This is a genomic window from Bacillus sp. TCT6, assembly GCF_056033845.1.
The window spans coordinates 3,502,817-3,518,264 of sequence record NZ_JBVYHX010000001.1 but is presented as its reverse complement, the minus strand read 5'-3'; the positions used below and the strand labels follow the sequence as shown (position 1 = coordinate 3,518,264).

Genomic DNA, 15,448 nt, shown 5'->3' with positions numbered 1-15,448 from the left:
AACGTATTTTGTAAAAGAAGAAGTGAGAAATCTTTCTTTGTAGTACGTTTCAATTTATAATAGCAAATGGAAGGAGAGTGCTTATGTCTTTAACAAATGAACAACAAGAGCGATTTCAAATTTTGCTCCAGCAGTTGCAAATACCAGACGACCTTATAAATCAATATTTACAAGGCGGTGGTATTGAAAGGCTCGTTATTGATAAAGCGAATAAAAGTTGGCATTTTGATTTACAAGTGCCACGTATTTTGCCTACAGAATTATATGAATTGCTAGAAACAAAGCTTAAGCAATCATTTTCTCATATTGCAAGAACAACATTTGCATTAGAAACAGAGAATAAACAATTTACAGAAGAAGAAGTGAGGGCGTATTGGCCGCTTTGTACGGAACGAATTACATTTTCACCTATGTTTGCTTACTTAAAGAAACAGCTTCCGCAGGTGAATGGAGTGAAGTTGCTAATAAATGTGAATAATGAGCTGGAGTCTACTGCTTTAAAGAAAAACGTTGCGAAACCAGTAGGGGATCAATACGAAGCTTTTGGATTTCCACGTTTCCAGTTAGACACACATATACAGCAAAATGCAGAAGAAATGCAAAAGTTTCGTGAGCAAACGCAGCAAGAAGACCGCGAGCGTGTTATACAAGCTATGGAAGAAATGGCGAAGAAGCAAGCTGAAGAAAGTAGCGTTGTGTATGAAGGACCGATTACACTCGGGTATCTTATTAAGCCAGATGAAGAGATTACACCGATGCGAGAAATTCAAGATGAAGAAAGAAGAAAAACGGTTCAAGGATATGTCTTCCATGTAGAGACAAAAGAGCTTCGTAGTGGACGTACGTTATTAACTTTAAAAATAACGGATTATACGGATTCTATTATGATCAAAATGTTCTCGCGTGACAAAGAAGATATTCCAATGCTGCAATCCTTGAAAAAAGGAATGTGGGTGAAAGCCCGTGGTTCAGTTCAAAACGATACATTTGTTCGAGATTTAGTAATGATTGCGAATGATATTAATGAAATAACAGGTCCGTCTCGTAAAGATAAAGCGCCAGAAGGCGAAAAGCGTGTAGAACTTCATCTTCACACTCCCATGAGCCAAATGGATGCTGTTACTCCTGTTTCTAGGCTTGTTGCCCAAGCTGGTAAATGGGGACATGAAGCTATTGCGGTTACAGACCATGCTGTGGCTCAGTCGTTCCCGGAGGCATATTCTGCGGGGAAAAAGGCTGGAGTTAAAGTTATATACGGTGTAGAAGCGAATTTAGTTAATGATGGTGTACCGATAGCGTATAACGAAGCGCATCGTTTACTTGCGGAGGAAACGTATGTTGTTTTCGACGTTGAGACGACAGGTTTATCAGCTGTATACGATACAGTCATTGAGTTGGCTGCCGTAAAAGTAAAGGGTGGCGAAATCATTGATCGTTTTGAATCTTTTGCAAACCCACATCAACCATTATCAGCGACGATTATTGAATTAACAGGTATTACAGATGATATGTTAACTGATGCACCAGAAGTGGACGAAGTGTTTAAAAAGTTTGAGGAATGGATGGGTGACCATACACTTGTTGCCCATAACGCAAGCTTCGATATGGGATTTATTAACGTAGGTTTTAAAAAGGCTGGGTTAGAAAAAACGAATAACCCTGTTATTGATACGTTAGAACTTGCACGATTCTTATTCCCAGAAATGAAAAATCACCGATTAAATACGATGTGTAAAAAACTTGATATTGAATTAACGCAACATCACCGTGCGATTTATGATACAGAAGCGACGGGATATTTACTTGTGAAAATGTTGAAAGACGTAATTGAAAAGGGATTTGAATATCACGATCAATTAAATGATAGCATGGGGCAAGGGGATGCGTATAAGCGTGGCCGTCCAAGCCATCTGACGTTACTTGCCACATCAGATGTTGGATTGAAAAATTTATATAAACTTGTTTCATATTCTCACCTTAATTACTTTTACCGTGTACCACGAGTACCGAGGTCACTATTAAAAAAATATCGTGAAGGAATTTTAGTAGGAACGGCTTGTGATAAAGGTGAAGTGTTTGAGGCAATGATGCAAAAAGCTCCTGAAGAGGTAGAAGAAATTGCACAGTTTTATGATTACATTGAAGTAATGCCTCCAGAGGTGTTGCGTCATTTAGTAGAGCGTGAACTCGTTCGAGATGAGGGACAATTAAAAACAATTATCTCTAACTTAGTAAAACTAGGCGAGACGTTAGATAAACCAGTTGTTGCTACAGGGAACGTGCATTACTTAGATCCAGAAGATGCAATGTATCGTAAAATTTTAGTCAGTTCGCAGGGCGGAGCCAATCCGTTAAATCGACATTCATTACCGCCAGTACATTTCCGTACAACTGATGAAATGCTAGAGTGTTTTTCATTTTTAGGTGAAGACAAAGCGAAAGAAGTTGTTGTGACGAATACACAAAAGGTTGCGTCATTAATTGGTGATGTTCGTCCAGTAAAAGATGATCTATATACACCGAAAATTGAGGGTGCCGATGATGAAACACGTGATATGAGTTATAAAATGGCACGCAGTATATATGGTGAAGAACTACCAGAAATTGTAGAGGCTCGTTTAGAAAAAGAATTGAAAAGTATTATTGGACATGGATTTGCCGTTATCTATTTAATCTCACATAAGCTTGTGAAAAAATCGTTAGTCGACGGATATCTAGTAGGTTCGCGTGGTTCGGTAGGTTCGTCGTTCGTTGCAACGATGATGGAAATTACAGAAGTAAACCCATTACCACCACACTATGTCTGTCCAAAGTGCAAGCAATCTGAATTCTTTAATGATGGTTCCGTAGGCTCTGGTTTCGACTTACCAGATAAAGATTGTCCGACATGTAATGTGGCATATGTGAAAGATGGACATGATATTCCATTCGAAACGTTCCTTGGATTTAAAGGAGATAAGGTACCCGATATCGATTTGAACTTCTCCGGGGAATACCAACCACGTGCCCATAACTATACGAAAGTACTGTTCGGTGAAGACTATGTATACCGTGCTGGAACGATTGGTACAGTTGCGGAAAAAACCGCTTATGGATATGTAAAAGGTTATGCAAATGATCACAATTTAACAATTCGAAATGCAGAGATTGATCGCTTAGTAGCGGGATGTACAGGGGTAAAACGTACAACTGGACAGCATCCAGGTGGTATTATCGTTGTGCCAGATTACATGGATATCTTTGATTTCTCACCAATACAGTTTCCTGCTGATTCAATTGGTGCTGAGTGGAGAACAACGCATTTTGACTTCCACTCGATTCATGATAATTTATTGAAACTTGATATACTGGGACACGATGATCCGACCGTTATTCGTATGTTACAAGATCTAAGTGGTATTGATCCGAAAACAATCCCAACGGATGATCCAGAAGTAATGAAAATTTTCTCTGGTCCAGAAACGTTAGGGGTAACGGAAGAACAAATTAACTGTAAAACAGGTACACTTGGTATCCCGGAATTCGGTACGAAGTTCGTAAGACAGATGTTAGAAGAGACAAAACCAACGACATTCTCAGAATTGGTCCAAATTTCTGGGCTGTCACATGGTACTGACGTATGGCTTGGTAATGCAAATGAGTTAATTTATAACGGTACATGTACGCTGAGTGAAGTTATCGGTTGTCGTGATGACATCATGGTATATTTAATCTATCAAGGTTTAGATCCATCATTAGCCTTCAAAATCATGGAGTCGGTTCGTAAAGGTAAAGGTGTACCAGAAGAATGGGAAGATGACATGAAAGGTAATAATGTGCCAGGTTGGTATATTGATTCATGTAAGAAGATTAAATACATGTTCCCTAAAGCCCATGCGGCTGCTTACGTACTTATGGCTGTGCGTATCGCATACTTTAAAGTACATTTTGCACTTTTATTCTATGCGGCATATTTTACAGTCCGTGCAGATGATTTTGATGTAGAGGCGATGGCGAAAGGTTCAGCATCCATACGTGTAAAAATTGATGAAATTGCTCAAAAAGGATTGGATGCAGCGCCGAAAGAGAAGAGTTTATTAACAGTACTAGAAATGACACTGGAAATGTGTGAGCGTGGATATTCATTCCAAAAGGTCGATTTATACCGCTCGCATGCAACTGAGTTTATTATTGATGGGGATACTTTAATTCCTCCATTTAATGCAGTGCCTGGTCTTGGTACGAACGCAGCCTTAAGTATTGTGGAAGCGCGCAAAAATGGAGACTTCTTATCAAAAGAAGACTTACAGCAGCGAAGTAAGGTTTCGAAAACAATTATTGAGTATTTAGATAGCCAAGGTTGTTTAGGAGATTTGCCAGATCAAAACCAATTATCACTGTTCTAATAGGTAGGAAAAGTCTTTGCAAATCAATATTTGCTATGGTATACTATAAACCGAGATAACCATGTCATGTATATTTTGTGAAAAAGAGAGTGGGGAAACCCACTCTTTCGTGTTACTATCTACATTTTATTCATGTAGATAGTAAAGACATTTCTGTCGTATATACATATTTTGTTACAAGTTTTACTTCTTAAATTTGGTAATACTAAGACAGATATTCCCTGCTTAACGGCAGGGGCTTTTGTTAGCTAACGAGAAAGAATAAGATAGACCGTCTTTGTGAACGGGATCTTTTCTTGTAAATGGTACATGGCGGCAGGAAGGAGGCTGTTTATGGATAAGAAAGTCACAGAAGTTGTAGAAGCATTTGCGCAGCCAATCGTTGAAGAGTTAAATCTTGAACTTGTAGATGTAGAGTATGTGAAAGAAGGACAAGACTGGTTCTTACGCGTATTCATCGATTCTGAAAAGGGAGTCGACATTGAAGAATGCGGTGCGGTAAGTGAACGTTTAAGCGAAGCTTTAGATAAAGAGGATCCAATTCCTCACCTTTACTTTTTGGATGTATCATCTCCTGGAGCAGAACGCCCATTAAAGAAAGAGAAAGACTTCCAGCAAGCGGTAGGAAAACAAGTGGCAATTAAAACATATGAGCCAATTGATGGCGAAAAGATGTTTGAAGGAAAGTTACTTTCCTACGACGGTACTACAATTACACTACTATTAACAATTAAAACACGTAAAAAAGAAATCCAAATTCCAATGGATAAAGTTGCAAATGCGCGACTTGCTGTTACGTTTTAGTAAGAAGGGGGATCTTCATGAGCACTGAGTTGTTAGATGCTTTGCTCGTATTAGAGTCAGAAAAAGGTATTAGTAAAGATATTATTATTGATGCGATTGAAGCAGCATTAATCTCTGCTTATAAACGCAATTTTAACCAAGCACAAAACGTTCGTGTGAGCTTTAACCCAGAAGTGGGAACAATTCAAGTTTTAGCACGTAAGGACGTTGTTGATAATGTGTTTGATCCACGTCTTGAAATCTCTGTAGAAGAGGCAAGACAAATTAATCCAAACTACCAAGATGGCGACGTACTAGAAATTGAAGTAACGCCAAAAGATTTTGGTCGTATTGCAGCGCAAACTGCAAAACAAGTTGTAACACAACGAGTTCGTGAAGCAGAACGTGGTGTTATTTACTCAGAATTTAGTGATCGTGAAGAAGACATTATGGTTGGTATTGTACAACGCCAAGATGCTCGTTTCATCTACGTAAGCTTAGGCAAAGTAGAAGCTTTATTACCTGTAAGTGAGCAAATGCCAAATGAGCAATATAAGCCACATGATCGTATTCGCGTATTTATTACAAAAGTAGAAAAGACAACAAAAGGACCACAAATTTACGTATCACGTACACATCCTGGTCTTTTAAAACGTTTATTCGAAATGGAAGTTCCAGAAATTTATGATGGAACTGTAGAAATTCGCTCTGTAGCGCGCGAAGCAGGAGATCGTTCTAAAATCTCTGTGCATGCAGAAAACATTGATGTTGATCCAGTTGGTTCTTGCGTAGGACCGAAAGGACAACGTGTACAACGTGTTGTAGATGAACTAAAAGGTGAAAAGATTGACATCGTTCGCTGGTCAAATGACCCAGTTGAATATGTTGCAAATGCTTTAAGCCCATCACAAGTTGTTAAAGTACTTGTAGATGAAGATGAAAAAGCAACAACTGTTGTTGTTCCAGACCACCAGCTATCGTTAGCTATCGGTAAGCGTGGACAAAATGCACGTCTTGCAGCTAAATTAACAGGCTGGAAAATTGATATTAAAAGTGAGTCTGATGCGAAACAACTTGGAATTGTTACAGAAGAAGATAGCGTAATCGCATTCGGATTCGATTCAGTTGAAGACGAAATCCAATAGAGGTGATGAGTATGAGCAATCGAAAAGTTCCGTTACGAAAATGTATTGCGACGCAAGAGATGAAATCAAAACGAGAGCTGGTTCGCATTGTTCGTTCCAAAGAGGGCGAAGTGTCTATTGATTTATCTGGAAAAAAATCAGGACGAGGTGCATATTTGTCAAAAGATAAAGAATGCATTATACAAGCCCAAAAGAAAAACATTTTGGAACATCATCTAAAAGCGAAAATCGACAGTTCTCTGTACGAAGAGCTTCTTGAGCTTGTTGAGAAGGAGTCGAAATAAGTGTCCGATTGGAAATCGTTTTTAGGACTAGCAAATCGCGCTCGAAAAATCATTTCGGGTGAAGAACTCGTTTTAAAAGAAGTACGAAGTGGTAAAGCAAAGCTCGTATTGCTTTCTGAAGATGCGTCAGCGAACACTACTAAACGTATCACTGATAAAACGACGTACTACAACGTACCAATGAAAAAAGTCGAAAATCGACAACAATTAGGGCATGCGATTGGGAGAGACGAGCGAGTCGTTGTAGCTGTGTTAGATGAAGGCTTTGCGAAAAAGCTACGTAGCATGCTCGATACAAATTACCGGGGGTGAAGGTATGAGTAAAATTCGAGTACATGAATATGCAAAAAAAAATAATATCTCAAGTAAAGATCTTATGACAAAACTTAAAGAGATGAATATCGAGGTTTCGAATCATATGACAATGTTAGAAGACGAAGTAGTAAATAAATTAGATAATGAATATAACACTGGAGCGGAAAAACCTTCTGTTGCAGATGAGTTTGAAGTAGAAGAGAAAGTTGTTCGCAGTAAAAAGAACAGCAATAAGAAAAAGAAAAAAGGCAAAGGAAATGAAGACAAACGTCAAGATAACTTTGCTGGAAGACAACAAACACAAATAGTAGAAACACCAGATAAAATTACTTTCTCTGGAAGCCTTACAGTAGGTGAACTTGCTAAAAAGTTAAGCAAAGAGCCATCTGAAATTATTAAAAAGCTCTTCATGCTAGGAATTATGGCGACAATTAACCAAGATTTAGATAAAGATACAATTGAGTTAATCGCTACTGATTACGGTATTGAAGTAGAAGAAGAAATAGTGGTAAGTGAAACTGAGTTTGAAACATTCATGGATGAGCAAGATGATGAAGAAAACTTAAAAGAGCGTCCAGCTGTTGTTACGATTATGGGACACGTTGACCATGGTAAAACAACATTACTTGACTCTATTCGTAATTCAAAAGTAACTGCTGGCGAAGCTGGTGGAATTACTCAGCATATTGGTGCATACCAAGTTGAAGTAAATGATAAGAAAATTACATTCTTAGATACGCCTGGTCACGCGGCATTTACAACAATGCGTGCTCGTGGTGCGCAAGTAACTGATATTACAATCCTTGTTGTTGCAGCTGATGACGGTGTTATGCCACAAACAGTTGAAGCGATTAGCCATGCAAAAGCAGCTGGAGTACCAATTATTGTTGCTGTGAATAAAATGGATAAACCAGCGGCGAATCCTGATCGTGTAATGCAAGAATTAACAGAATATGAATTAGTTCCAGAAGCTTGGGGCGGAGACACAATTTTCGTACCAATTTCTGCAATTCAAGGCGAAGGCATTGACAACTTGCTAGAGATGATCCTTCTTGTAAGTGAAGTAGAAGAATATAAAGCAAACCCAAATCGTTATGCAACGGGTACTGTAATTGAAGCACAGCTTGATAAAGGTAAAGGAACTATCGCGACATTATTAGTTCAAAACGGTACGCTTCGAGTTGGAGATCCAATTGTTGTTGGAACTTCATTCGGACGTGTTCGTGCAATGGTAAGTGATATTGGTCGTCGTGTAAAAGTTGCTGGTCCATCAACTCCTGTTGAAATTACAGGTTTAAATGAAGTACCACAGGCTGGAGATCGTTTCATGGCATTCGCTGATGAGAAGAAAGCTCGTCAAATCGGTGAATCACGTGCACAAGAAGCGTTAGTTGCACAACGTGGTGAGAAATCTAAATTAAGCCTTGAAGATTTATTCCAACAAATCCAAGAGAGCGATGTAAAAGAAATCAACTTAATCGTAAAAGCAGACGTACAAGGTTCTGTTGAAGCGATGGCAGCATCACTTCGTAAAATTGATGTTGAAGGCGTAAAAGTTAAAATCATTCACACTGGTGTAGGTGCGATTACAGAATCTGATATTATTTTAGCTTCTGCATCTAATGCAATTGTAATTGGATTTAACGTACGTCCGGATGTGAACGCGAAGCGTACAGCTGAATTAGAGAACGTTGATGTTCGCTTACACCGCATTATCTACAAAGTAATCGAAGAAATTGAATTAGCAATGCAAGGTATGCTTGATCCAGAATTCGAAGAAAAAGTAATCGGTCAAGCGGAAGTTCGTCAAACATTCAAGGTAACAAAAGTTGGAACAATTGCAGGTTGTTACGTAATTGACGGTAAAATTACACGCGATAGTGGCGTTCGTATTATCCGCGATGGTATAGTAATTTTCGAAGGACAACTTGATACGTTAAAACGTTTCAAAGACGACGTAAAAGAAGTTGCACAAAACTATGAGTGTGGTATTACAATTGAGAGATATAATGACCTTAAAGAAGGGGACATCATTGAAGCATACGTTATGGAAGAAGTGAAGCGATGATTGTCGCTTCACTCTCATTCGAGTGTATGATTTACGATGTACATTCTTTAAAAGAGAAACGGGCAATTTTGCAACGATTGCTAACTCGTGTGAAACAGCGCTATAATGTAGCTGTTTCTGAAGTTGGGCATCAAGATGTATGGCAACGTACAGAAATTGCGATTGTTTCCGTATCCTCAAATCGTGTTATCTGTGAAAAAGAAATGAATCGTGTACTGGAGTACATCGATTCATTTCCTGAAATTGAACGTACGATAACACAATTGGAATGGTATTGAATGAGGTGAAGAGTTATGAAATTACGTGCAAACCGTGTAGGCGAGCAAATGAAAAAAGAATTAGGCGACATCATTAGTCGTAAAATTAAAGACCCACGTATCGGATTTGTTACAGTAACAGATGTACAAGTGAGTGGTGATTTACAAATTGCCAAAGTATATATTTCTGTTTTAGGTGACGAAGAACAGAAAGAAAATACGTTAAAAGGTTTAGCGAAGGCAAAAGGCTTTATTCGTTCAGAAATTGGCCAACGTATTCGTCTTCGTAAAACACCGGAAATTACCTTTGAGTTTGATGAGTCTATCGGATATGGTCATCGAATTGATACACTTTTACATGAAATTAATAAAGACGGTAAACGTGAAGAATAATGGATAGACATTTGTCTATCCATTTTTTCAATGCAAAATAAGTTTTGGATATTTACTACGAAAGAATTATGATGAGGTGAACATATATGGAAGGTGTAGTATTATTACATAAGCCAAAAGGCATGACATCACATGATTGTGTATTTAAATTAAGAAAGGTATTGAGAGAAAAGAGAATTGGTCATACGGGAACATTAGACCCAGATGTAACAGGAGTATTACCAATTTGCGTCGGAAGAGCAACAAAAATTGCACAATTTTTAACAAGTGAAACGAAAACATATGAAGGTGAAGTAACATTAGGATTTTCAACGACAACTGAAGATGCTTCTGGTGAGGTTGTTGAAACGAAAAATGTCGATCGTGCTATTACTCGTAAGGAAATAGAAAAAGTTCTTGCTGAATTAACAGGCACGATTGAACAAATGCCACCAATGTTCTCGGCTGTAAAAGTAAACGGGAAAAAATTATACGAATATGCAAGAGCAGGACAAGATGTGGAACGTCCAGTTCGTACAATTACGATTCATGAGTTCGTATTACTTGATGATCGTGAAGTTTTTGAAGGAGAAAATATTTCATTCCGTTTCCGTGTAACGTGTAGTAAAGGAACATATGTAAGAACGTTAGCGGTAATGATCGGGGAGAAACTTGGTTTCCCATCACATATGTCTCACCTTGTAAGAACGGCATCTGGTGAATTTTTATTAGAAGATTGCATATCATTTGAAGAAATTGAAGAAAACGTGCAAAATGGAACAGTAGAGTCTATCTTCATTTCAATTGATGAAGCATTAAGTAAGTTTCCAAAAATGGTTGTAGATGAAAAGCAAGCAGAGAAAATTAAGAATGGTATGTTCTTAAAGAATGAATTAGAAATAACGGCACCATTTATTACAGTGTTTGATAAAAATGATCGGTGCTTAGCAATTTATGAACATCATCCGAAACATCCTGGCATGTTAAAGCCGATGAAAGTACTTGTGAATAATCAAGAACTAAAGCTATAATGAATTATTGGAAGGATTATTACAGAAAAAGGTGAATTCAAGCGTGAAACTTATTCATTTAACTCATCCACATGAACAAAATAAATTAGAATTACCACCTACTGTAATGGCATTAGGATTTTTTGATGGCATTCATTTAGGACATCAATGTGTAATTCGAACTGCGAAAAAAATAGCGGACGACAGAGGATATAAAAGTGCAGTTATGACATTTCATCCTCACCCATCTGTTGTTTTAGGGAAAAAGGATGCGCATGTGGAGTATATTACACCAATGCGTGATAAAGAAAAAATAGTCGAAAGCTTAGGAATCGATATATTATATGTAATTAAATTTGATGAATCATTTGCAGGGTTATTACCGCAACAATTTGTAGATGATTATATTATTGGTTTAAATGTAAAGCATGTAGTAGCAGGGTTTGATTATTCATATGGACGTTTAGGAAAAGGAAAGATGGAGACTTTACCATTTCATGCAAGAGGGGAGTTTACACAGACTGTGATTGAAAAAGTTGAATTTCAAGAAGAGAAAGTAAGTTCTACAGCATTACGAAAGTTAATTCGAAATGGCGAAATGGAACAAATTCCATCTATTTTAGGTAGAGCCTATACTGTAGCGGGAACAGTTATACACGGCGACAAACGTGGGCGTCAAATTGGTTTTCCAACAGCTAATGTAGGTTTAAGTGATGAGTATTTATTGCCACCTGTAGGTGTTTATGCAGTGAGATTAAAAGTTCACGATGAATGGTACGATGGTGTATGTAATATTGGATATAAACCGACTTTTAAAGAAGATGAGCGTCAATTATCAATTGAAGTGCACTTATTTGAATTTAACAAAGATATATACGACCAAAATGTTACAGTAGAGTGGCATATGCGTATAAGAGAAGAGAAGAAATTCAATGGCATTGATGAGTTAGTTGAACAAATCGCAAAAGATAAGAAAACAGCACAAGAATATTTTGCGAGCGAAAAGAATATACTTGCTTTTTCAAATGAAAAGTAGTATTCTATGTTATGTACTTTATGACAACCATTGCTTGGCATTGCGACTCACCGACGCTTGCTAGGTAATTGGGGGTTTAATTAATAGGAGGTGAAATAGGATGGCTTTAACACAAGAGCGTAAAAACGAAATCATTGCACAATTTAGAACTCATGAGACTGATACTGGTTCTCCAGAGGTTCAAATTGCTGTCCTAACGGAGCAAATTAACACTCTAAACGAGCACTTACGTACTCACAAGAAAGATCATCATTCACGTCGTGGTCTATTAAAGATGGTTGGTAAACGTCGTAACTTACTAACTTACCTTCGTAATAGCGATATCACACGTTACCGTGAATTAATCACAAAGCTTGGCTTACGTCGATAGTCAAAGAAGCGGGAATATTCCCGCTTTTTTGTTAGGTAAAAATATATCTTCTACGCTTTATAGCTTACTTAATTTTAGGCAATACTAGAGGTAGAATATTGTGATATACTATCCATTTACATAGAAGAATTGAATACTTTAAATTGAGAGGGGTACTTAAATGAGTCAAGAAAAGCAAGTCTTCTCGATAGATTTAGCTGGTCGCCAGCTAACAGTTGAAACTGGTCAGCTTGCCAAACAAGCGAACGGAGCAGTATTAGTAAGATATGGCGATACAGCGGTTCTATCTACAGCAACTGCATCAAAAGAAGCTAAAAATGTAGATTTTTTCCCACTTACAGTAAACTATGAAGAGCGTTTATATGCAGTCGGAAAAATTCCTGGCGGTTTTATTAAGCGTGAAGGTCGTCCAAGTGAAAAAGCAATTTTGGCAAGTCGTTTAATCGACCGTCCAATTCGTCCGCTATTCGCAGATGGTTTCCGTAACGAAGTGCAAGTTGTCAGCATTGTAATGAGTGTTGATCAAGATTGTTCTTCTGAAATGGCAGCTATGCTTGGTTCTTCATTAGCGTTATCGATTTCAGATATTCCATTTGAAGGTCCAATCGCTGGTGCGACAGTTGGTCGTATTAATGGCGAATTCGTTATTAATCCAACAGTAGAACAGCAAGAACAAAGTGATATCCACTTAGTTGTAGCTGGTACGAAAGATGCGATTAACATGGTTGAAGCAGGAGCAGATCAAGTGCCTGAAGAAACAATGTTAGAAGCAATTATGTTTGGTCATGACGAAATTAAACGTTTAATTGCATTCCAAGAAGAGATTGTACAAGCTGTAGGTAAAGAGAAATCAGAAGTGAAACTTTATGAAGTTGACGCTGATCTTAATCAAGCTGTACGTGAAATGGCTGAGAAGGATATGCATTCTGCAATTCAAGTACATGAGAAACATGCACGTGAAGATGCAATTAACGAAGTGAAAAAGCGTGTAATTGAGCATTACGAAGCTGAGGAAGCTGACGCTGATACATTAGGACAAGTAAATGAGATTTTATATAAAATTGTAAAAGAAGAAGTACGTCGTCTTATTACAGTTGAAAAAATTCGCCCAGATGGCCGTAAAGGTGACGAAATCCGTCCTTTAGCATCAGAGGTTGGTATTTTATCTCGTACACACGGTTCTGGTTTATTCACACGTGGACAAACACAAGCATTAAGTATTTGTACATTAGGTGCATTAGGCGATGTGCAAATTTTAGATGGTCTTGGTGTAGAAGAATCAAAACGCTTTATGCACCATTACAATTTCCCATCATTTAGTGTTGGTGAAACAAGACCGATGCGTGGACCAGGTCGTCGTGAAATTGGTCACGGTGCACTAGGAGAGCGCGCACTTGAGCCTGTAATTCCATCTGAAAAAGATTTCCCATACACAGTACGCCTTGTATCTGAAGTATTAGAATCAAATGGTTCTACTTCACAAGCAAGTATTTGTGGTAGTACTTTAGCAATGATGGATGCGGGTGTTCCACTTAAAGCTCCAGTTGCAGGTATTGCAATGGGTCTGGTTAAATCTGGTGAGCATTACACAATTTTATCTGATATTCAAGGTATGGAAGATCATTTAGGTGATATGGACTTTAAAGTAGCAGGTACAGCACAGGGTGTAACTGCACTGCAAATGGACATTAAAATCGATGGTTTATCACGTGAGATTTTAGAAGAGGCATTACAACAAGCGAAAATTGGTCGTGTGCACATTCTAAATCATATGTTATCTGTTATTGCAGAGCCACGTACTGAATTATCAGCTTACGCTCCAAAGATTATTACAATGACAATTAACCCAGATAAAATCCGTGACGTTATTGGACCAAGCGGTAAACAAATAAATAAAATTATTGAAGAAACTGGCGTTAAAATTGACATCGAGCAAGATGGTACAGTATTCATTTCATCAATAAATCAAGAAATGAACGACAAAGCTAAGAAGATTATCGAAGATATCGTTCGCGAAGTACAAGTAGGTGAGATCTACGAAGGAAAAGTGAAACGTGTTGAGAAATTTGGTGCTTTCGTTGAATTATTCAGCGGTAAAGATGGATTAGTTCATATTTCTGAACTTGCACTTGAGCGTGTAGGTAAAGTAGAAGACGTTGTGAAAATCGGTGATGTAATTACAGTTAAAGTTATCGAGATTGACAAGCAAGGTCGCGTAAATCTATCTAGAAAAGTATTGCTAAAAGAAGAGCAAGAAAAAGAAGCTGCTAAAGAAGAAGACAAACAAGAGCAGCAATAAGTAAAAGCCAGTTAAACTGGCTTTTTTTGTTATGTAAAAAACATGATGTTCATATATTTTTATGTCGGTATAGGTATAGTTTTCATTATAACGCTCAAATTAACAAAGATAAGAAGAAAATGTTTTTATATAGTTAATTTGGGAGGGTTTATATGAAAGTTCGTATATTGGCATACATATGTATATTTTCTTTATATGTCAGTTTAGGCTCTTATTCTGTTTTTGCACAAGATAACTTGCATGAAGAAATTCAAAAGTATGCAAAACAGTATGAGATTGCACCTCAAAATGCGATGATTGATAAAATATGGAAGGCAACACCTGGATATAATGGAAGACAAGTGGATATTGAAGCATCGTATAATAATATGAAGAAGCTAAAGGAATTTGATCAAAAATATCTTGAATTCAAAGAAGTCTCACCGAGTGTTCATTTGGAAGATTTATCACCAGCTCCAATTTATAGAGGGCATCCAAATAAAAAGATGGTAGGATTAACAATAAATGTGGCATGGGGAAATGAGTATTTGCCACGTATATTAGAGATATTGAAAAAGCATGATGTGAAGGCCACTTTCTTTTTAGAAGGACGTTGGGTGAAAGAAAATTTGCGGTTTGCAAAAATGATTGTCGATGCAAAACAAGAAGTTGGAAATCACTCATACACACACCCTAATATGAAAACGTTATCCTCAGATGAAATACGAGATCAGTTACAAAAAACAAATCGAATGATAGAAGTAGCAACGAATCAAAAAGTAAGATGGTTTGCCCCGCCGAGTGGAAGCTTTCGAGATGAAGTCGTAAAGATTGCAGATGATTTTCAAATGGGAACGATTATGTGGACTGTAGATACGATTGATTGGCAGCGACCTGAGCCAGATGTACTATTGCAGAGAGTAATGAGAAAAATACATCCAGGTGCTATCATATTAATGCATCCTACTTCGTCTACAGCAGAGGCTTTAGATATAATGATTACAAAATTGAAGGAACAAGGATATAAAGTGGGGAATATAACTGAATTACTGGATGAAAAACGTGTGGATTAAATACATTTGCATGACATTCATCCTTAAACTTGTTATCATTAAATAATAGCGTTTTATTTAGAGAAACTGGCA

At 37.6% G+C, this 15,448-nt stretch carries 13 protein-coding genes; all 13 read left to right on the top strand.

The genetic code is table 11. The features are described 5' to 3' along the window. Window positions 1-83: 83 nt before the first annotated feature. Complete coding sequence (locus AC0ONG_RS17780; RefSeq protein ID WP_000059996.1) at window positions 84-4,385, top strand: PolC-type DNA polymerase III; 4,302 nt, start codon at window positions 84-86, stop codon at window positions 4,383-4,385. Window positions 4,386-4,718: 333 nt separating this feature from the next. Further along, the gene (rimP, locus tag AC0ONG_RS17775; protein WP_000359095.1) at window positions 4,719-5,189 is read left to right on the top strand and encodes a ribosome maturation factor RimP; all 471 of its coding nucleotides are present in this window, start codon (window positions 4,719-4,721) and stop codon (window positions 5,187-5,189) included. A gap of 17 nt (window positions 5,190-5,206) precedes the next feature. Beyond that, complete coding sequence (gene nusA / locus AC0ONG_RS17770) at window positions 5,207-6,313, top strand: transcription termination factor NusA (RefSeq protein WP_000102599.1); 1,107 nt, start codon at window positions 5,207-5,209, stop codon at window positions 6,311-6,313. 11 nt (window positions 6,314-6,324) lie between these two features. Beyond that, window positions 6,325-6,597 (top strand): RNase P modulator RnpM, encoded by a 273-nt coding sequence (gene rnpM, locus AC0ONG_RS17765; RefSeq protein ID WP_000071123.1) that lies wholly within the window; start codon window positions 6,325-6,327, stop codon window positions 6,595-6,597. Beyond that, window positions 6,598-6,909: a YlxQ family RNA-binding protein gene (locus tag AC0ONG_RS17760; RefSeq protein ID WP_001286522.1), complete on the top strand. Its 312-nt coding sequence runs from the start codon at window positions 6,598-6,600 to the stop codon at window positions 6,907-6,909. Between the two features lie 4 nt (window positions 6,910-6,913). Further along, on the top strand, window positions 6,914-8,980 hold the full coding sequence (infB, locus tag AC0ONG_RS17755) for a translation initiation factor IF-2 (RefSeq protein ID WP_000036346.1): 2,067 nt from the start codon (window positions 6,914-6,916) through the stop codon (window positions 8,978-8,980). Then, window positions 8,977-9,258: a DUF503 domain-containing protein gene (locus tag AC0ONG_RS17750; RefSeq protein ID WP_474203621.1), complete on the top strand. Its 282-nt coding sequence runs from the start codon at window positions 8,977-8,979 to the stop codon at window positions 9,256-9,258. Before infB ends, AC0ONG_RS17750 begins: the two co-directional genes overlap by 4 nt. Before the next feature lie 15 nt (window positions 9,259-9,273). Continuing rightward, the gene (rbfA, locus tag AC0ONG_RS17745; RefSeq protein WP_000776437.1) at window positions 9,274-9,630 is read left to right on the top strand and encodes a 30S ribosome-binding factor RbfA; all 357 of its coding nucleotides are present in this window, start codon (window positions 9,274-9,276) and stop codon (window positions 9,628-9,630) included. An 86-nt stretch (window positions 9,631-9,716) separates the two neighbouring features. Continuing rightward, the gene (gene truB, locus AC0ONG_RS17740) at window positions 9,717-10,640 is read left to right on the top strand and encodes a tRNA pseudouridine(55) synthase TruB (RefSeq protein WP_000399365.1); all 924 of its coding nucleotides are present in this window, start codon (window positions 9,717-9,719) and stop codon (window positions 10,638-10,640) included. A 43-nt stretch (window positions 10,641-10,683) separates the two neighbouring features. Beyond that, entirely contained in the window at window positions 10,684-11,655 is a 972-nt protein-coding gene (gene ribF / locus AC0ONG_RS17735; protein WP_000766703.1) for a bifunctional riboflavin kinase/FAD synthetase, read from the top strand. Between the two features lie 100 nt (window positions 11,656-11,755). Next, window positions 11,756-12,025 carry a 30S ribosomal protein S15 gene (gene rpsO, locus AC0ONG_RS17730; RefSeq protein WP_001229392.1) on the top strand — a complete coding sequence of 90 codons (270 nt, stop codon included), beginning with the start codon at window positions 11,756-11,758 and terminating at the stop codon, window positions 12,023-12,025. 160 nt (window positions 12,026-12,185) lie between these two features. Then, on the top strand, window positions 12,186-14,324 hold the full coding sequence (pnp, locus tag AC0ONG_RS17725) for a polyribonucleotide nucleotidyltransferase (RefSeq protein WP_000076744.1): 2,139 nt from the start codon (window positions 12,186-12,188) through the stop codon (window positions 14,322-14,324). Window positions 14,325-14,476: 152 nt separating this feature from the next. Then, on the top strand, window positions 14,477-15,376 hold the full coding sequence (locus AC0ONG_RS17720) for a polysaccharide deacetylase family protein (protein ID WP_000868231.1): 900 nt from the start codon (window positions 14,477-14,479) through the stop codon (window positions 15,374-15,376). The last annotated feature ends 72 nt before the right edge of the window (window positions 15,377-15,448 follow it).